A 21,565-nucleotide genomic window follows, 5' to 3' on the forward strand; every position below is an offset into this window, starting at 1 on the left:
AATTTGTCAAGTTTTTATCATGCGAATCCATCAAAAAATAGAACATTCATTTATTAATTTCAGCAAAAATGTTATAAAGACTTGACAGAACTTTAGACAAGCATTATCATGTGAATATAAAGTTATGAATATTCACAAATAAATATTCAAGAGAAATGAGTGAACTGGTTATTGGATAATGTGTTGGAGATCAAACAACTGACGAAAACATTTGGTGAACAACTTGTTTTAGATGATGTCTCGCTGTCCTTAAAAAAAGGGATGATTTACGGTTTGTTGGGTGCGAATGGTGCTGGAAAAACAACAATCATAAAAGCTATTTTTGACCTTGTAAAACCGAATAGTGGGGAGATTTATCTGTTTAACGAGAAGATGCCGCAAGCTGTGGATCAATTTAAGAAACTTGGCAGTATCATTGAAACACCTGTTTTTTATGAAAATATGACGGTAGAAGAAAATCTTCTGCTTCATTGTGACTACATGGGAGAACAGTTTAAGGTCAATGTAGATAAGGTATTACAAGATGTTGGCTTAAGTGAGGCGAAAGGGAAAATGATCGATCAGCTCTCACTAGGAATGAAACAACGTTTAGGATTAGGTCGAGCACTTTTAAATGAACCACAGCTATTGATTTTAGATGAACCGATCAATGGATTAGACCCAGAAGGAATTATTGATTTTAGAAATTTGATTTTACGTATCAATCAGACCTATGGAACCACTGTTTTGATTTCTAGCCATATCTTGATTGAAGTATTCAAAATAGCTGATACGATCGGGATTGTCGCGAAAGGTAAGCTGATTAAAGAAGTGGGTAAAAAAGAGTTGGAAGAGATGGATATGGACATTGAAGAATACTATCTATCCTTAGTTAAAGGAGGAGGGAATGAATGAGCAAACTATTAAAAATCGAATTAAAAAAAATTAATTTGAAAAGCCAAATTATTTCGTTGCTCGCGATGAACTGCATCGTCTTACTTCTTTCGATTTTTACGTCGACATTACTAGCAAATCCAAGTGAAGGTACGCCAACAGGTGTAGCTATGCAACTGACGACTTCTGAGTTAGCCCTACTGATTACACGAGCTGTTCTAATTGTATGGCAATCGATTTTGATTGTTCAAATCATTATTGAGGAGTACAAAACAAAAACAATCACCGTGTTATTTACTTATCCATATAGTAAAAAACAAATGATTCTAGCTAAATTCTTGCTTGTTTTCTTATTGACAGCCGCATTTGCCGTATTTTCTACAGTATTTCAAGAAATCAGTATTTATTTATTAAGTCGACAGCTTACATTTGTCACGTTTATGCCTGAAAGCTTATGGTCTGTAGTAATCGTGCTTATTTCTAACATTTGTTTAGGATTTTTACCTTTATTTATTGGGATGAGGAATAGTTCGGTTATTGCAACAATCGTTTCATCATTAGTGATTGTCGTGATTGGTTCTAATTCGCAAGCTTCACCTTCAGGATTACTAGGAATTCCTGTTGTTTCGTTATTTCTGGGAGTGGTTAGCCTGATTTTGCTAGTCATAACTTATCGCTCAATGTTAGTAAAAGAAATTTAAGATTCTCAAGTTTCGTAGTCGATTTTTTTATCAAAACAGACTAAGTACACTATATTTTATATTAAGGGAGAGTATTAATCATGCCAACTAAACTTTTAGACAATTCATTTATCAAAATTCCTGATCAGTCCGTTCTAATATATGTATGGATCGGAACCATTATTTTAGGAATTATATTACTTATTATCGGATTGGTATTAGGCAAAAGAAATAAGAGTAAAAATAAAAATCTTTCTAAAGTCTTGATTTGGGGTGGGATCGTTATTGTTCTGGCTCAAGGTGCACAGCTACTAACAAGTTTACTATAGGGAAAGGGATGATAAGAATGGATCAAATGACTCGTTTTTTTGAAAATATCGGTGAAAGTTTAGGAATCAAAGTGAAATTACCAAGAGTGACGAATAAATATTCGCTCATTAGTTTGCTTGTTATGATCGTTAGCCTTGTGTGTTTAAAATTCTCATTCGTTTTTTTAATACCAGGCATTTTAGCTGGAGCAAACTTTTTGTTAGTCAATATGAAACGCTAAGAGCATGATGTACCAGTTTTTTGGGGAAAATACCGTAGCCAATTCTTTCTATTTCCCTGTTAAAACTGGTCTAGCTCTTTTAGCTTTTAAATTTAGGAGGCAAAAAATGGAGATTGAAAGTCGTACGATTTGGAGTAGGAATTTTGCTTATATCATTATGGGGCAAACCCTATCTGTTTTAGCAAATTCTGTAATGAAATTTGCGTTATCCCTATATATTTTAGATCTAACAAAGTCTGCTGCATTGTTTGGTACGCTTTTAGCAGTATCGATCATTCCAACAATTATTTTTTCCCCAATTGGTGGTGTTTTAGCAGATAATTTCAATAAAAAAAATATGATGGTTATTATGGATGGTTTGTATGCCTGTGTTGCGGTACTAGTTTACTTTTCAGTCGTTTCAAAAGCGAGTATTGCGGTCGTTGCTATTTGTTTGCTCTTGATGTCAGTTGTGTCAGCATTTGAAACGCCGATTGTCCAATCAAGTATGCCATTGTTATTTAAAGAAAATAATTTGTTGAAGGCAAACTCAGTTGTGAATCAAATTCAGTTGTTTGCAAATTTTGTTGGGCCGATTCTTGCTGGTTTTCTATATAGCTTAGTGAGAATTGAATGGATATTTATTATGTGTTTTATTTTATTCTTTGGTGCTGCGGCTATCGAATGTTTTATCAAAATTCCTATTTTGACAGTTAAATTTGAGAATGGTGCCATTGCAACGGTTATTAAAGATTTGAAAGAAAGCTGGTTGTTTATTAGGAAAGAAGAACCAGCAATTATAAAAATTATCGTAGTTTTAGGTGCTATCAGCTTCTTTATATCTGGGTTGTTATTTGTTGGTATCCCTTATATTATTCGAATCGTTTTGGATCTGGATAGTCAATATTTGGGTATCAATCAAGGCTTGATTTCTTTAGCTGGAATTGCTGGAGCTATCATGGTAGGTGTACTTTCAAAAAAATTAAATATGAAAAATAGTTATTTGATTGTTGGGTTATCGAGCCTGTTAGTTCTTCTCATGGGGGTTATTTTTACGATCGATATGCCTGCTACAGTAACGTTTGCACTATTTACATTTATGATCATGTTATTACAAGCTTTGTTTACCTTATTTTCAATTTTTGTTGTTTCTAATATACAGGCGAATACACCTGTTCAGTTAGTTGGAAAAGTAATGTCTTATGTAACGACATTAAGTTTATGTGCGCAGCCGCTTTCACAGGCTGTATATGGTTTTTTATTTGATATTTTTTCAAACTCGGTCTATATCCTATTTCTATTTACAGGGTTAGTCATGTTGTTAGTTAGCTATTTTTCAAAGAACTCGTTTAAAAATTTTAATCAATGAAAAGAGCGGTTAACACTGCAAACTAGGTGACGTTTTGTGCTTAGCTTATCACTTATAAAATGATAAGCTAAGCATTTTTTTGCATTTAAAAAGGTATAGTTTCAATCAACTCAGTTAGAGTCAAACGTTTTTCATTATTTTCTGAAAGAATTGGGGAACAAAGCCCAAATTTATAGTGCTTTTCAATAGACTGTGAAGAAAATTGAGCATTATTTTTTAAATGTGTTGAAAGAGAAATCGTTTTTCCGCTTAATGAAAATGAATAACTGTCCAAAGGAATCGATAGACCGCAACCCATTTTTTTACTAAAAGCTTCTTTCAGGGTCCAGATAGAATAAAAGGCATCTAAACGTTTTTGCTCGCTTCCTTTAGAAAAAATATAGTCTTGTTCTGAAATAGAAAAAAATGTAGCAATCTCTTTAATATTAATTTGCACCATCTTCTCAATATCTATCCCTACAGGAGCACTGCTGATTGAGCAAGCAACATAACTAGCAGAATGAGTCAAATTAAAAAAGATAGTTGGGTGAGAAATTAAGAAGGGCTTTCCCAATTTAGACGTTGAAAAAGTCAATTCAGAAAGAGTTAATCCACAATAATTGGATAGCATAGAGCGTAACAAGATGCCCGCTGTAAGTGAGCGTAGTCGGTCATCGGGGAAGCAGAATTTCGCTATTTTGTATTGCTTTTCCAATTCAAGTAAGTGGTACCATTTAGAGTAAGTATCTGTTTTTAGTGAACAATCTAGCTTCATTAAATGTGTAATTAGCATATGGACTCCTATACAAAGACTAGTGGATCGATTATTTGAAGTATCGTAAGTATATTTTACATTTTGGTAAATGTCAAATTTACATATCATTGGTATATAAGTTGTATATAAAGATGAAAAATAAGATAAAAAGAATAAGCACTAATTTTTTATTGAAAAATACGTTTGACATTTAGTGAAAAATTTAATAGAATTTGAATTAAAATAACTGAATATTCACGTGTTTAAATTCAAAAAGTAATCGCTTATGAATTTGAAATAGAATTTTCAGCCTTTTTAATATAACAAAATGGAGTGGGTTATGAGTTGGAAAATATACTGATTAATCTATTAGGAGAAAGCGAATATGAAAAAGTTATTCATGAGTTTAATCCAAATAGAAATACGAATTATAAAGATTTGGATTTAGTAACATGGTTTGAACTGGAAGTTCAAAAACATCCGCAAAGAGATGCAGTTAGTATTAGTGGAGAGACTGTGACGTATGAACAATTAGATCAAAGAGCCAATCATATTGCCAAAATATTAGTAGAATCTGGCGTTGGACAAGAAGATCTGATTGGTATTATTTTGAATCGTTCAATTGAATTAGTTAGCACCATTTTAGGTGTTCTCAAATCAGGCGCTGCTTTTTTACCCATAGATCCTGAGAATCCAGAAGAAAGAATCAAGTATATAATCGAAGATAGCCATGTCAAACAAATAATTACAGATAACAATTCAAAAGAAAAATGGGCAACCTCACTAACTAAAAAAGTGATTAGTCCTAACTTTACTACTGCATGCAACAAAGCACCAGCTTTATCTTATTCCCCAAGTCAACTAGCATATGTTATTTATACCTCAGGTACAACAGGCAATCCTAAAGGCGTTATGGTCGAACATAAAGGCTTAGTAAATTTTATTAAGTGGAAACTTGGAACAACAAATTTTGACAAAAAAAGTGTCATGTTACAAAAAGCGACCTGTTCATTTGATGCTGCAGTGGGAGAGATTTTTTTAGGAATCTTGGGAGGTGTCAAGTTACAATTATTAACAGATCAAGAAAATAATAATTTTAGTTTGCTGCTAGATGTTATTCAAAAAAATCAAGTCACACATATGGTTATGATTCCTACAGTACTCTCTGTTTTTTTAGATTATGTGGTCGAAGTGAACAAAGAGTCTTATTTATCTTGCTTGAACACTTTATATATTGCTGGTGAAAAATTAGAAGAAACGCTAGTGAAAAAAATTTGCACAGTGACTTCTCTAAAAAAAGAGAATATTTATAATTTGTACGGCCCAACGGAAGCCTCGATCGGATCAACTTACTTTCATTTAGCTGAGCTGAAAGAGCAAACGGCTGTTTCAATTGGTAAAGGGATTGATAATGCAACAATTTATATTATGAATGGCGATCAACTTTGCGGTGTCGATGAAGCAGGAGAACTGTGTATTGGCGGTGCTGGAGTGGCTCGTGGTTATTTGAATCGTCCAGAATTAACAGCAGAAAAATTTGTTGATCATTATTTTGGTCTACCTGGGAAAATATATAGAACAGGAGACTTGGCTAAATGGCAAAGAGATGGGAATTTAGAATATTTAGGACGAATTGATGAGCAAGTCAAGATCAATGGATTAAGAATAGAACTAAGCGAAATTAAAAATACCTTAGCTAGTTATCCTAAAATTGATGATTCAGCTGTAATTGTTTCTGAAGACAATCAATTACTTGCTTATTACGTTTCTAAAGAAGACTATCAAGAAGACCATTTAAAAGCATATTTAGAGAAAAAATTACCGCTGTATATGGTTCCAAAAAGATTTATAAAAATAGCTGTATTACCTGTAAATAGTAATGGTAAATTAGACAAAGAGAAGCTCCCAGCTATTGAAGATGAACCTAGTGTTTCAGTCCAAACGATCGTAGCAGCTAAAACAGAAAACGAACGTATCCTTATTGAGGTCTTTTCAGCTGTTTTGAATAATAAAAATATTGGGTGTAATCATAACTTTTTTGAAATTGGTGGCGATTCAATCAAAGCAATTAGGATTGTCTCTAAATTAAGGGAACTTGGCTACAATTTAAGTGTTCCTACAATCATGGGTGAAAAAAATCTAGGGGCTATTGCAACTTATATGGAATCTATCCAGCTTGAATCAGTCGAACAAGATGAGCAAATGATTGTGGGGGAAACACCGTTATCTCCGATTCAACAGTACTTTTTTGAGAGTAAACTACCAGAACCAGAACATTTTAACCAGACTTTTTTATTAGAATGTGCCAATCTGCAACCTGACATTTTTGAAAAAGCGCTGCAAGCGGTTTGCAACCATCATGATTTGTTAAGAGCTGTTTATCCAGATGATAAACAAATCATCCAGGAGCCCAATAATTCAGCTTTATTTGAGATGCGTTCATTTGATTTAGCTTGTGAAAAAGCAGATGCTATTTCTGAAAAAATAGAAGAATTAAGTAACAAGCTGCAAGCAAGTTTACATTTAGCAGAGGGTCCATTGATCAAAGTGGGTATGTTTCATACAAAGGAAACATCTTACATTTCATTGATCGTCCATCATTTAATGGTAGATGGCATTTCTTGGCGTATTTTAGTAGAAGATATCAATATAGCCTATAAACAAATTTTAGAAAACAGAGCAGTTGAACTCCCAATGAAAACAGCATCGTTTTCTAAATGGTGTCAGACCTTAGAAGACTTTAGTACCTCAGAAATGCTGGAAAAAGAGCGACCGTATTGGAATAAAATCAGTAAACTAGCCCAACAAGCAAATACGCATTTGTGTGTTCCGCAAAATGATCTTGGTACTGGTTTGGATGAAATCTCGTTATCTAAAGAGTTAACAGAGAATCTTATTTTACATTCCAATAAATCATATAACACAGAAATCAATGATTTATTAGTAACAGCGTTATTTAGAACCATAAACAAACGGACTAAAGCGAACACAATCAGTGTACGAATGGAAGGACATGGCCGTGAACCAATTCATAAGCCAATCCACATTGATCGAACAATCGGTTGGTTTACAACGATATACCCAGTGGTTTGTACTGAGATCGGTAGCACTTTACAACAGGATATAAAAAGAGTCAAAGAAAATCTACGCCGTATCCCCAATCATGGTTTAGGCTATAGTATTTTAGACTGCTATGACGAGCAATTTGAAGGAGTCCAAACTGAAATAACGTTTAATTATCTAGGCGATTTTGAACAAGAATCATCTGATTATGCGATTCAAATCAATCAAGTTGAATATGGCTATCAAATCGCAGAAAATAACCATTTTGGGACGCCAATTTCGATCGATGGTTCATTGAATAATGGGATTATTTCGTTTGTTTTCATTTATGATAAATCACAATGCAGTGAAGCCATGATTAATGAGTTGAAACTATCCTTTGAAGAAGAATTAGCATCAGTAGTAGACCATTGTCTTAATCACGCATTACCGGAAAAAACAGCTTCTGATTTTGGTGAGACCGAATGGAATGAAGAGGAATTTAGAAGCGTAGAAATAGCTTTTGCAAAGCAGAATGCTCAAATTGAAAAAATTTACCCTTTAACACCACTACAAGAAGGGCTATTGTTTCATGAATTCGAACAACAATCAGCAAGTGCCTATATCGTTCAGTCCTTGTATGGATTAGGCGATATCAAGGTAGCAGAGTTTAAACAAGCACTTAATTTGTTGGTACAAAAGCATAGTGCGTTAAGAACGACTATTGTTTATAAAGAGGTTAGTGTTCCTAGACAGGTTATTCGTCAACAAGCTATTTGTGCTATTGAAATCATTGATTTGACAGAGTGTTTAGCGAATGAGAAGGCTTTAGAAGCAATCAAAAAAGCAAATATCCAACGAGGTTTTGATCTTGAAACAGATGCTTTATTTCGAATTAAGTTAATAAAGAGTGCGCCAAATAATTACAAAATGTTGATGAGTTTCCATCATATTATTTTGGATGGATGGTGTAATGCCATCTTACTGAATGACTTACGAGACTTCTATGATCAATTATTGGCAGGACAGATTTACGAAGATATCAAGCAAAGACTTGAGCCAGATTATGCTCATGCGGACTATGTGAGTTATTTAATGGAGAGGCCAACGTCTGAGTCAAAAGAATATTGGCATAGATTACTAGAAGATTATACAACGGTTGCAAGTATTTTACCGACAAATGCGATAACTGTCACTTCTGACCAAAATCAAGTCAAACATATTTTGAATACGCGAGAAAGTGAGCAGATTCGATCTTTAGCAAAGTCATTAAATACAACCGTTAATACCATTTTTGAAGCAGCTTGGGGACTGTTATTGCAAAACTATACCAATACTGAGGATGTTGTTTTTGGTCAAGTCGTTTCAGGTAGAAATAGTCCAATCGCTAATATTGAGGATAAAGTTGGCTTGTTTATCAATACGATCCCAGTTAGAGTACAAAATCAAAAAAATACTGACTTTAAGACAGTTGTTACTAATTTGCAAATACAATTGAATCAAAGTGGTGCCTATGACTTATATCCCTTAAGTGAGATTCAAAAAGAACATAAGCTAGGAAATAAGCTTGTACAAACAATCGTTGCGTTTGAAAACTATGAGGAAAATGAGTCACCTAAACAAAAAACACCGCAATTTTTATTAGAAGATATTAGAGAAGAGACAAACTATGATCTGACCTTATCCATTCAAAATGGTGAAACATTCGCAATCAGCCTTTTATTTGATGTTGCAAAATATACAGAGCAAGGCGTAGATCACATTCTGACCTATTTTTGTCAATTGATGAAATCAGTGATAAAAGCGCCAGCACAGCCAATTTCGACAATTGATTTTCTTCCGAAGAATCAGCGAGAATTGATTACCAATCATTTCAATCAAACACCTACAAGTTATCCTGAAAATCGTTCGATTACGGAAATGTTCACAGAAGTTTTATCAAACTATCAAAACCAAACTGCCGTTTCTTCTGAGGACCAAGCATTGACTTATGAACAATTGGATCAACGTTCAACGAATTTAGCACATAAATTGAGAAGTCTTGGTGTTGTCACAGGAGATTTAGTGGCTGTTGTGGCAGAACGGAAAGTAGAAACGGTCATGCTTTTTTTAGGAATTTTAAAAGCTGGTGGGGCATACTTACCAATCGATAGTAATAGTCCGATAGAAAGAATCAATTTCGTTCTCGAAGATGCTAAATGTAAAGTGTTGTGTGATTTTGGACAACAATTAATTGGTACGGAAGAACTTGTGACTTGCACAGTTATCACAAATGAAGCTTTTGATACTGGGGACACAACTAACGCACTCCCTCAAAATAGTGCAGAAGATTTAGCTTATGTTATCTACACTTCTGGTACAACGGGGGTTCCTAAAGGGGTTATGATCACGCATAAAAATGTCTTGCGCTTGGTTAAAAATACAAATTATGTTGATTTTAAAGATACGCATATTTTGCAAACAGGTTCTCTAACTTTTGATGCTTGTACCTTTGAAATCTGGGGGGCATTATTAAACGGCGGCGCCTTATTTATGACGACGGCTAATGTGTTGATGGATCCAAAATCTTTAGAAAATGTCATCGTATCGCAAAAAATCAATACGTTGTTTATGACGACCTCGTTGTTTGTCAACGTTGTGGAAATGCATCCGACAGCCTTTCATTCATTGAAACGAGTACTCGTTGGTGGGGAAAAGATTGTTGCGTCCCCAATCAAACGCTTTAAGGAATATAATCCAGCGGTCAGTATCTGTAATATTTATGGGCCAACTGAAAATACGACTTTTTCTTTGTATGAAGATTTAGACTATGACATTGAGACGCTTATACCGATTGGAAAACCGATCTCAAATACTACAGCTTATGTCATGAAAAATGACCAATTATGCGGCATCGGAATTCCAGGAGAGCTGTATTTAGGCGGAGCAGGTTTGGCAAAAGGCTATTTAAATTTGAAAGACAGTACAGAAGCAAAATTTATACATTCTGATTCAAATCAGCGGTTATATAAAACAGGAGATCTTGCTCGCTGGCTTGAGGATGGTTCGATCGATTATCTTGGACGCGTAGATGATCAAGTGAAAATTAGAGGGTTTAGGATTGAATTAGAAGGCATCACAACAGTCATTAAACAACTTCCGTATGTGAGTAATGCAATGACGATTATTTTCGAAGAAAACGGGCAAAAAGAGATTTGTTCGTATGTCCAATTAGAAGAGCCAGTAGAGATTGAATTGATTCGTCATGAGTTATTACTGAAATTACCACATTATATGGTACCTAAAGTCATCATGCACGTTGAAAAACTTCAACTCAACAAAAACGGAAAAACCGATAAATTATCTTTGCCGACACCTGAAATATCAGAGACCGCACATTTTATAGCACCACGAAATGAAGCAGAGTACATTGTTTGTGAAACATTTGCTGAAATTTTGTCACTGGAAAATGTCAGTGTGACTGATGATTTCTTCAAGTTAGGTGGGCATTCACTTAAAGTAATGCAGTTGTCAGGGCAGTTAGCTACAAAAACTGGCATTAAATTAACCTTAGAAGACATTATGACCGGCCGAACAGTTGAGAAGATTGCATTCAACCTACAAAAAGGAGAAACTTATCGTCCAATCGAACCAGGAACGAGTTTGGAAGTAAGCCCGGCTCAAAAGCGGATCCTTTTAGTAGAGGAAACCTTGAACAATAGTACAACATATAATATTCCAGTTGTCTTAACAATCGAAGGTGAGCTGTCTATTGAAAAATTACAAGCTGCTTTACAGCATTTAAGTGAAAAGTATGAAATTTTAAGAACTACCTTTACCTTTAAAGAAGGTCGCTATAGTCAAACCATTGCGAATAAAATAACGATTCCAATATCTAGTTCAGTTGTTAAGAAAGAGGAATTAGACCAGGCTATTTTTGATTGGATTGAACCATTTGATCTAGTCAACGGTCCTTTGATCAAAGGACACGTATTCTCTATTTTACCGCAGGAACAGATTGTGGTTGTGGATATCCACCATGCTATTTTTGATGGTGAATCGATTCCGACCTTTGTTGCCGAATTAGCCGCCTTTTATAATGGAGAAGAAACAAGGGAAATCGGGATTCAGTATAGAGATTATAGTTCATGGAAAAATCAATTGGATTTACAAAAACAAGAAGAATTTTGGCTGGATACATTAGCTGATGCAGAATTAAATACGGAGTTTCCAACTGATTTTAGCAGAGGCTCCGAAGCAAGTTACGCAGGGAAAAGTTTTGCAGTCGAACTGCCAGAAAAACTGAAGCAAAAGATTCAAGAGTTTTGTAAACAACAAGGAATCACTAGCTATATATTTTATGCTGCATTATTTAATTTACTCCTTTCACGATATACCAGAAAAACAGAAATCATTACAGGAACAGCCATTTCAGGTCGGAATCATCCAGATTTGGAACAAATGTTAGGAATGTTTGTAAATACGGTCGCATTAAAACAAGAAGTTGATTCTGATGTTGCATTTACGGATTATGTAAAACAAGTGCAAGCTAATTTCTTTGAAGTTTTTAATAATCAGGATTATCCGTTTGAAAAATTAGTAGAGAAACTTGAAATTAAGCCAAGTCAAACACGGAATCCAATCTTTGATGTGATGTTTTCTTACGAAAACATTGAAGATGTTCATTATTCATTGGGTACGGCTAAGATGAGTTATTATGAACTGCCGAATAATACAGCGAAATTTGATTTAACATTAACGGTCAAAGAGCATGCTGAGCAAGTATCCATCAATTGGGATTACAATTTCCAGTTATTCAAAGAAGAAACAATGAAAAAAACATCAGAACATTTTATCATGTTGCTCACGAATGCACTTGATCAGCCAAAAAGTCCCTTAACTGAACTTTCAATGATCGATCAATCAGAAAAAGAAAAAATTTGTTACACATTTAATAACCAAGAACAAACATCATTGCAGCATGAGACGATTATTTCTTGGTTTGAAGAAAATGTTATAAAATACCCAGACCGTATTGCCGTAGGTATTGAGACGACCGAGGTCACCTATGCTGAATTGAACGAAATGGCAAATGGAATTGCCAAGAGATTAAAAGAAGCAGGTGTGAAAAGACAAGATGTTGTTGGCTTATTATTCCATCGTTCGATTGAATTTGTAGCAGCGATTTATGGTGTATTAAAGATAGGGGCGACGTATCTACCAATTGATGTTGAACTACCAACAAAGAGAATTGATTATATTTTAGAAAATAGTCAGGCAAAAGAGATCTTAACGAACGGGTGGTCGAATTCTTCAGCTATCCAAACGATTGTGGTATCATCGATCGATCGAACATCAGAAAATTTAGCCTTAAATTGTTCCGGCGAAGATTGTGCCTATATTATTTATACTTCTGGCAGTACTGGACATCCTAAAGGTGTCAAAATCAGACACAATAGTTTGATCAACTTGATTGAATGGCAAAAAGAACAAGGAAAAGTGAATGACCAAAGTGTTATCTTACAAAAAGCAACGTGCTCCTTTGATGCATCGGTATGGGAGATTTTCTTAGCTACATTATCTGGTGCAAAACTACAAATGCTGACAGAAGATGAAAATCAAGATTATGCTAGATTGCTACAAGTGATCCAAACCAAACAGGTCACCCATACACTGATGGTTCCCACTGTTTTTGATTCTATTTTAGATTTTATGAAAGCAGAAAATTTGGCTGAAGCGTTAGATGGACTGGAAAAAATCTATCTAGGTGCAGAAGCTTTAACGACACAATTATTAGAGAAATATGCTGAAGTTACTCAAAACAAAAGGAATCTAACCAAAATCACGAATTTGTACGGTCCAACTGAGATAACCGTTTGTGCTACTTTTTATGAAGTACAGGTTGAAGATTTAAATGATCGTATCGCCATTGGACAACCTATTCAAAATACACAGGTTTATATTATGAATGAAGAAAAACTGTGTGGAATCGATGTTGTAGGAGAAATTTGTGTCGGCGGGGCTGGCGTATTCAAAGAATATTTAGGCTCTGAAAGTCAAACGATGGAAAAACTAATTCCTAGTATCGTTAAGGAAAACGACTATCTCTATCGAACAGGAGATCTCGGAAAAGTAGATGAAAAGGGGCAAATTCACTATCTTGGACGAATCGATAAACAGGTTAAAATTCGTGGGTTTAGAATTGAAATCGAAGAAATTGAAAAAGAATTATTGAAACAGCCAATGATTTCAAGTGCGGCAGTGATCGTCAATGAGCGTCTAGGAAGCCCACAATTATGTGCCTATTTAGTAAGTGAATCAACCTTAACGATTCCAGCGATCTTGGCAGAGCTAAAAGACGTATTCCCTGATTATATGATTCCAAGTTTTATCAAACAAATTGATGAACTGCCTAAAAATCACAATGGTAAATTAGATGAAAAGGCCTTACAAGAAATCCCAATTGAGTATCACACAACAATCGTTCCACCATCAACCAAAGATGAGGCAAAACTATTACCGCTATTTAAAGAGGTCTTAAATGTTGACAATATTGGTATAACGGATAGCTTCTTTGAACTTGGCGGCTATTCGATCAAGGCAGTTGAGCTAACAAGAAGAATCGAAAATGAATTTAGCTTAAGAGTATCTCTAAAAGATATTATGAAAGAACAAAACGTGAAAAACATTGCGAAAATGATTAAGAAAAAAAATAAAAAAGTTTTTCAACCGTTACTAAAAGCTGCTGAGGAGTGCCTAGATGAGTAAAAAATATTTAATGAGTTCCAATCAAAGAAGAATTTATACACTTGAAAAAACACAAGAATCGAGCGTTACGTATAATATGCCGATTATTTTGAAACTTGAAAAAGAGCTGGACTATAACCGCTTAAATCAGGCATTTAATCAGTTATGTGAAAGGCATGAAGCGTTCCGAACAAGTTTCTCGATTGAAAAAGATAAATTTGTCCAAAACATACATCCGCCAGAAATCAGACAAATCGAAAGAATCAAAGGGGATACCAAGAATGAAATGATTGAACAATTTGTTCGACCCTTCGATTTGAACCAAGCACCTCTAATCAGATTAGGAATAGGCAAAGATCAAGAGGGATATACACTGGTGATTATCGATGTTCACCATATTATTTCAGATGGTACCTCGACAGGGATTTTATTAGAAGAATTAAGTGAGCTTTATGATGGAAATGAAATGGACCCAGTTGACCTTCACTATAAAGACTTTTCGGCTTGGCAAAATAGTATAGATTTAGAAGAGCAAGCAGAATTTTGGGAAGCAGAATTTTTCGAACCTTTACCAGAAACAGAGCTGCCAGTTGATTTTAAAAAGCAAAAGAGCCAAAAAGTGAAAGGGAATCATGTAGAGATGAAACTTGATGCTTCGATCAAAGCAAAAATCGAAGCATTCAATAAACAAAAGCAAACAACAAGTTTCATGATCTATTTGACCGCTTTGATGATTTTTCTAACCAAGTTAAATCGTCAAGATCGTGTAGTAATTGGAACTGCTGCACAAGGGCGTAATCATCCTTCAGCGCAAGAAATGATCGGCATGTTTGTTAATACTTTGCCAATCATTGGTACTATCAATGATCAGAAAAATTTTACCGAGATCTTAGAAGATGTGAAAAATAAAAGCCTAGATGTTTTTGAGAACCAGGATTATCCGTACGAAAAAATCGCCGCATTAGCTCCTAAAAATCCGATTTTTGATGTGATGTTTTCTTATGAAGTCGGTTATGATGAAACAGTCTATTTAGGTGGTCAACTTGCAAAAGTGGAGCAAATTCAGCTAGAGGTGTCAAAATTTGATTTGACGGTCACATTGATCGAGCATGAGACAGACTATACAATCAATTGGGAGTACAATACGGAGCTGTTTAAAGAAGCGACAATTCAGCGATTGGCAGACTATTTTGGTGTGTTGTTAGCTAATTTATTAGCAGAGTCTGAACAGCCTGTTTGCGAGCTTCAATATTTAAATCTGGCACAGATCACTGAAATAAAAGAAACCTTTAATCAATCAAACAGTCACGTCAATCAAGAGGATTTTATTTCACCAATTGAGCAATTTGAAGCGCAAGTACGAAAAAATCCAGAGAAAATGGCTGTTCATTATTTACAAGAACAACTAACTTACAAAGCGTTAAACGAACGAGCAAATGCGGTAGCAAAAGAATTGAAAGCGGAACGGGTCGGGAAAAATGATGTAGTTGCCTTGATCGTTGAACAAACTGCGGAGCTGATAGTAGGTATTCTTGGCATTTTAAAGGCTGGTGCTGCGTATCTCCCAATTACACCAACGACACCGATCGAACGGATCAACTATATCATAAAAGACAGTCAAGCCAAGGCAGTTCTATGTTCACCAACAACGAATCAGCTGGTTGGGAAAGCACTTATTTGCAAACCAACGATTCTACAAGCGGAAAAAAGTCGCCGAGAATCTGTTGAAAGAGAGGCTGTTGCAGGTTCAGATCTAGCCTATATTATTTATACTTCAGGTAGTACTGGAAAGCCGAAAGGTGTAATGATTGAAAATCATTCTTTGATGAACTTGATAGAATGGCAAGAAAAAGAAGGCAATGTAACTGAAAATAGCGTGATTTTACAAAAAGCAATCTATACGTTTGATGCCTCTGTCTGGGAGATTTTTCTAGCACTGCTTTCAGGTGCTTCACTACAAATGTTATCACCGCAACAACACGATGATTTTGGTCAATTACTGGATGTATTTGAAAAGAATCACGTGACACATTTCCTGTTAGTACCAACATTTCTAGAAGCCTTATTGAACTACACGAAAGAAAATAAACGTGAAAAAGCATTTGAACAGATTGAAGCAGCCTATGTAGGCGCTGAAAAAGTGACGAATCTGTTACTTAATCAATTTGTGAGCTGTACGAACAAGAAATTGTCGATTATTCGTAACTTATATGGACCGACAGAAGGAACGGTTTGTGCAACGTATTATCGCTATCCAGATCAGTTGGATAACCAAGATACACTGATAGGAAGTCCTATCCAACAAGCCCAAGTGTACGTGATGAATAACCAGACATATTGTGGTGTTGGAATTCCAGGAGAGTTATGTATCGGGGGTGCTGGTGTTGCCAGAGGTTATTTAAATCAACCAGAATTAACTGCTAAACAATTCGTGTCATTAGAGGACCAAGTGATTTATAAAACAGGTGATTTAGGGAAATATAGAGCTGATGGCTCGATCGATTATCTTGGACGAATCGATCAGCAAGTGAAAATCCGTGGATTTCGTGTGGAGTTAGCGGAAGTCAAGCAAACACTCTTACAAGTGCCAGAAGTAATCTCTGCCGCTGTGACAGTCAGAGTGCAAAAAGAGACAACCTATCTTTGCGCCTATATTGTGACACAACAGTTAGTGGCAGAAAGTACCTTAAAAGATTATTTGGGCCGAACATTACCAGATTATATGGTACCGAATTATTTCATTTTCTTAGAGAAATTACCCATCACTGCAAATGGTAAATTGGATGAAAAACAACTGCCTGAGCCTAAGATAACGAAAGGAAAAGCCTTTTTAAACCCAACAACAGAAACCGAAGAACAAGCAGTGGCTTTGTTCAAAGAGATTTTACAATTAGAGAAAGTCAACCTGTTAGATAGTTTTTATGAACTAGGCGGCGATTCAATTAAAGCAATCCGCATCGTTTCCAAAGCGAGAGAACTTGAGTATCAATTAACCGTTAAAGAAATCATGCAAGCAGGAACCATCAAAGAAATAGCACAGAAAATGAAGCCGATCACTCGAAAAATGGCTCAAGAAATGGTTACAGGCATAGTACCACGTAGCCCGATACAAGAATTTTTTTATTCAAGTTTATTAGACAAGCCAGAACATTTTAACCAGTCACTGATTTTAGAAACAAACTCTTCCTTAGATGAAATGCTGTTGAAAAAAGCTTTAGATGAAATTGTTCAGCATCACGATCTGCTTAGAATGACGGTGGATCAAGAAATGGAACAAAGAATTGATGCCTGGGAGCCAACAAAAAACTATGAGTTTCATTCTTTCCAGCTAAATGAGAGTGTGCTGGATATAGCGAAAGAACTCCATACAATCGGAGCACCTTTTCAAGCAATGTTTACATTTGAGCGATCGCCGCTACTTAGGATTTTAGTTTTTCACACTAAAAATAAGACCTATCTTTGGGTTCAAATGCACCATTTGATCGTGGATGCTGTGTCATGGCAAATCTTTATTGAAGATTTAAATAATAGCTATGAACAGTTGAAGAAGGGCCAAAGAATCCAACTTCCACAAAAAACAATTTCTTATTCAGCTTGGAGTGCTGGCTTGAGTGAGCTAACAACGCGATATGAAATCAGCAAAGATGAGGCCTATTGGCAAGAAATCAATCAGAAAATTGCCCACACAGCGATTTTTGATCGTGACAGTCCTTCGATTCAAAGCCATACAATGACCTTTGCGTTAGGAATAGCAGAAACCAAGCAGCTTCGCTTTGAAGCAAACAAGGCGTTTTCTACGGAAATCAGCGATTTACTGTTGACGGCCTTGGCTAACGCTTTAGAAACGACTGTTGGTCAATCTAGTCTTTCTATTACATTAGAAGGTCACGGTCGTGAATTTTTTGACTCAATAGGCTCTGTTGACAGAACGATTGGTTGGTTTACTTCGATGTATCCTCTAGTAGTTACAGTGGCAAAAACGTTACCTGAAACAATTAAAAGTGTGAAAGAGTCGATTCGAAAAATACCTAATAAAGGGATGAGTTACGGTTTACTAAGAACATATACTGATAAAATCACAAATAAAAAAACAGATGTGGTCTTTAATTATCTTGGAGAGCTAGGCGAAAGAGTAGAGGGGACAAAGCCATTTACCATCAGTACCATTAAAAATGTAAAGGATAGTGCTAAAGAAAATACGATCGGAAGCCCGTTGTCTGTGAACTGCTATATTCAAAATGGACAATTGATTACTGATTTAGTTTATATGGAACCGATTCTTTCACATGAACAAATGCTTGCAATCAGTAATAGCTATCAAGAAGAACTCACTGCCGTTGCAACTTATTGCGCAACGATTGCGAAACCACAAAAAACCGCTTCTGATCTAGGTGAGCTTTCATGGAATCAGGTTGAATTTGATATTGCACAACAAAAAGCTGAGGAACTTGGCATTGGGGAAATGCAGCGCATCATTCCATTAACTTCAATGCAAGAAGGGTTACTATACCATAAATTATTGGATGAAACTTCGACCAGTTATGTGATTCAATGTTCTTACGATGTAAACGGGCAAATGAATGACAGCATACTTATAGAAAGTTTAAAAGTACTTGCTGAAAAACATCCTGCATTGAAAACCAATATCATGTATAAAGATATCAAAAATCCAAGACAAGTGATCTTTGCGAATCGTTTATTGGAAAGTGCAAGATTGGACTTTTCTAAAGATAGAAACGCCGATGAACGATTTATACAATTCAAAATCGCAGATGTAGAAAGAGGTTTTGATTTAGAGCAAGAGGCACTATTTAGAGTGACGTTGGTAGATTTGCCAAAAGGGCAACGACTTATTTTCACGTTTCATCATATTATTATGGATGGTTGGTGTTTGTCGATTGTTTTGAATGATTGGATGCAGATTTATGAAGCGTTACAAAGTGGTGAAGAACCAATCACTTTGGCTCAAATTGAACCGGATACGGTGTACGAAGACTATGCAAGAACAGTAGCTGATTTAGATAAAAAAGCAAGCTTAGATTATTGGGAAAACTTACTAGAAGGATACGAAACACAGGCTAGTTTTACAGGAATGTATCCTAAAAATGAGAACAATGCTGAGGTCAAAGCGATTTTTGAATCACTTTCGCAAGAAGAAACAAAGGTACTTCAAGCGTTTGCTAAACAAAATAACGTTACATTAAACACGATTGTCGAGGCAATTTGGGGTCTTATCTTACAACGTTATAATCATACAGATGATGTCGTTTTCGGGAAAATGGTTTCTGGTAGAAACTTACAATTAGCAGGAATTGAGCAAGCTGTGGGCTTATTTATCAATGCCATTCCTGTTAGAGTGAAAACAGAGGAAAGTGATTCGTTCGCAACGCTGGTCAAAACGATTCAACAACAATCGATCGAAAGTGATGAGCATACGTATTGTTCCTTATCTGAAATTCAAAATAGAAGCTTATTGGGCAAAGAATTGATCCATACAATCGTGGTTTTTGAAAATTTTGCTGTTCAAGAAGCCAATGAAGCAGTAAATTTACTAGGGGAAATGGAAGACTATCGCGAACAAACCAGTTATCCAATCTCTTTAAGTGTGGGTGCCTCAGATGAGTTGAGTTTTAAATTAATGTTTGACGAACGCTTATTTACAGAAGTCGAGGCCAAGCTTATTTTATCTCGCATTAGTTGTGCTTTAAAAGAGCTAGTGCAAAATCCAACATTGAATTGTGAGGATTTTTCTCTAGTGAATGCAGCGGAACAAGAACAAGTAGTCGTTGATTTTAATCCAAAAGAACAAGAGAAAAATAGCTATCCGACTATTCTAAGTGCGTTAAAAGAGCAAGCGAGTGCATGTCCTGAGCAAATCGCCGTTGTGTTTGAACAAGAGCAGCTGACCTATGCTCAATTAGAAGAAAAATCAACACTTCTAGCAAAACGTCTAGTTGCAGCAGATATCGGGAAAACAGGCTTTATTGGTTTATATAGTGAGCGAACGATCGAAATGGTGGTTGGAATTTATGGAATCATGAAGGCTGGAGCAGCATATATTCCGCTTTCACCAACATTGCCGGAAGAAAGAATTGCTTATATTCTAGCAGATAGCGGGATTGAGTTTGTATTGAATGGAACAAAGGAGCATTTGCCGGCAATAGAAGCTTCTGTACTCGATTTTACAGTGACTAGTTTACAAAGCAACCTATTCGATCAAACACTATTACCTGAGCTTACGCCTGATGACAAGGCTTATGTGATCTATACTTCTGGTACAACAGGTAATCCTAAAGGGGTCACAGTTGGACATGCTTCTTTGATGAATTTAGTCCAGTGGCAAACGAACTATTTTGAGCTTGATGGGAGTCAGACAATTTTACAGCAATTTTCATTTATCTTTGATGGTTCAGTATTTGAATTATTTGCAGGGTGCTTAGTGGGCGGAACGTTGGAAATTATATCAGACGAAGTCAAAAATGATCCTGATCGTTTCCTGAAAAAATTAGATCAAAAAATCTTGATCACAGTTCCCTCTGTCTTTAAACTGCTATTGGAATTTGCAGAAGAAAATGACCGTCAGCATGAAATCAATCAACTAAGCAAAGTCGGATTAGCTGGAGAAGCCACTACCATGGCGTTAGTTGAGAAGTTTTATCACGTGATGACGCAAGGGAAAACAGCTCTTTATAATCTCTACGGTCCAACGGAAACAACTGTTTGCGCGTCAGCCTATCAAGTAACCAATCAATTATACAAATCAGTACCGATTGGTCAAGCGATTGCTAACTCTAAGTTGTTTGTCTTCCAAAAAGATAAGTTGTGCGGCATTGGTATGCTAGGTGAATTGTGTATCAGTGGAGATAATTTAGCATTGGATTATGTAAATAACCCACAGACGACCACTGAAAAATTTGTGCAAAATCCTGTGATACCGACAGAGCGGATGTATCGTTCGGGTGATTTAGTGAGATGGCAGGAAGATGGTGTGATTCAATATGTAGGACGAATTGATGAGCAAGTCAAAATTCGTGGTTTTAGAATTGAATTAGGTGAAATCGAAAACCAATTAGGCTTAATTCCAGCTGTGTGGGATGCTTGTGTGATCACACGAATGGTCAATCAAGAGCTAGCTATTTGTGCTTATATTGTTACAAATAAAACAGTGACAGTTTCCGAGATCAAAGAACTGTTGAAAAAGGTGTTGCCGGATTATATGGTCCCAGCGTATATCACAATGGTTGACAAGTTGCCTGTGACAAAAGCAGGTAAAATCGATAAACGAAATCTACCTGAACCCGAACAAGTGCAACGTGTTTCTTATGAAGCGCCAAGAGATGAAACGGAAGCTGCGATTTGCGGTTTGTTCGAAGAACTATTGGACGTCGAGCAAGTTGGGCTCAATGACGATTTCTTTGAATTAGGCGGACATTCTTTAAAAGCTGTTCATTTAGCCAATGGGATTTCAAAATTCTCAGGCGTAAAGGTTCCTTTAAGCGATATTCTTCAAGAAAAAAATGTTCGAAGTTTAGCAGAAAAAATCAAAGAATTAGTAGCTACAGGATCGTTGGCACTTGATAGCATTGAAATTGTGGATGATGAGGAGTTGTAAA

At 35.8% G+C, this 21,565-nt stretch carries 8 protein-coding genes; 7 read left to right on the forward strand and 1 reads right to left on the reverse strand.

Features of this window, described 5'->3' with window-relative positions; translation table 11 throughout:
* The first annotated feature begins 159 nt into the window (after positions 1–159).
* From BCR24_RS04465 to BCR24_RS04485, 5 genes are all read left to right on the forward strand, one after another.
* The gene (locus BCR24_RS04465) at positions 160–894 is read left to right on the forward strand and encodes an ABC transporter ATP-binding protein (RefSeq protein ID WP_083244309.1); all 735 of its coding nucleotides are present in this window, start codon (positions 160–162) and stop codon (positions 892–894) included.
* Complete coding sequence (locus tag BCR24_RS04470) at positions 891–1,574, forward strand: ABC-2 transporter permease (RefSeq protein ID WP_069639367.1); 684 nt, start codon at positions 891–893, stop codon at positions 1,572–1,574. The genes BCR24_RS04465 and BCR24_RS04470 overlap by 4 nt, the downstream gene beginning before the upstream one ends.
* A gap of 80 nt (positions 1,575–1,654) precedes the next feature.
* Positions 1,655–1,882: a hypothetical protein gene (locus BCR24_RS04475; protein WP_069639368.1), complete on the forward strand. Its 228-nt coding sequence runs from the start codon at positions 1,655–1,657 to the stop codon at positions 1,880–1,882.
* Positions 1,883–1,899: 17 nt separating this feature from the next.
* The gene (locus tag BCR24_RS04480; RefSeq protein ID WP_069639369.1) at positions 1,900–2,103 is read left to right on the forward strand and encodes a hypothetical protein; all 204 of its coding nucleotides are present in this window, start codon (positions 1,900–1,902) and stop codon (positions 2,101–2,103) included.
* A gap of 106 nt (positions 2,104–2,209) precedes the next feature.
* A complete protein-coding gene (locus BCR24_RS04485) occupies positions 2,210–3,451 on the forward strand; it encodes an MFS transporter (RefSeq protein WP_069639370.1) in 1,242 nt (413 codons plus the stop codon).
* A gap of 85 nt (positions 3,452–3,536) precedes the next feature.
* Here BCR24_RS04485 and BCR24_RS04490 read toward each other — a convergent pair whose 3' ends face one another.
* Entirely contained in the window at positions 3,537–4,223 is a 687-nt protein-coding gene (locus BCR24_RS04490) for a 4'-phosphopantetheinyl transferase family protein (protein WP_069639371.1), read from the reverse strand.
* Between the two features lie 306 nt (positions 4,224–4,529).
* On the opposite strand from BCR24_RS04490, the gene BCR24_RS04495 reads away from it, so the two are divergent.
* The gene (locus BCR24_RS04495) at positions 4,530–13,973 is read left to right on the forward strand and encodes a non-ribosomal peptide synthetase (protein WP_069639372.1); all 9,444 of its coding nucleotides are present in this window, start codon (positions 4,530–4,532) and stop codon (positions 13,971–13,973) included.
* The gene (locus tag BCR24_RS04500) at positions 13,966–21,564 is read left to right on the forward strand and encodes a non-ribosomal peptide synthetase (protein ID WP_069639373.1); all 7,599 of its coding nucleotides are present in this window, start codon (positions 13,966–13,968) and stop codon (positions 21,562–21,564) included. Before BCR24_RS04495 ends, BCR24_RS04500 begins: the two co-directional genes overlap by 8 nt.
* Position 21,565 lies beyond the last annotated feature (1 nt).

Origin of the sequence: Enterococcus ureilyticus (genome assembly GCF_001730315.1) — a bacterium.
Taxonomy (GTDB): Bacteria; Bacillota; Bacilli; order Lactobacillales; family Enterococcaceae; genus Enterococcus_L; species Enterococcus_L ureilyticus.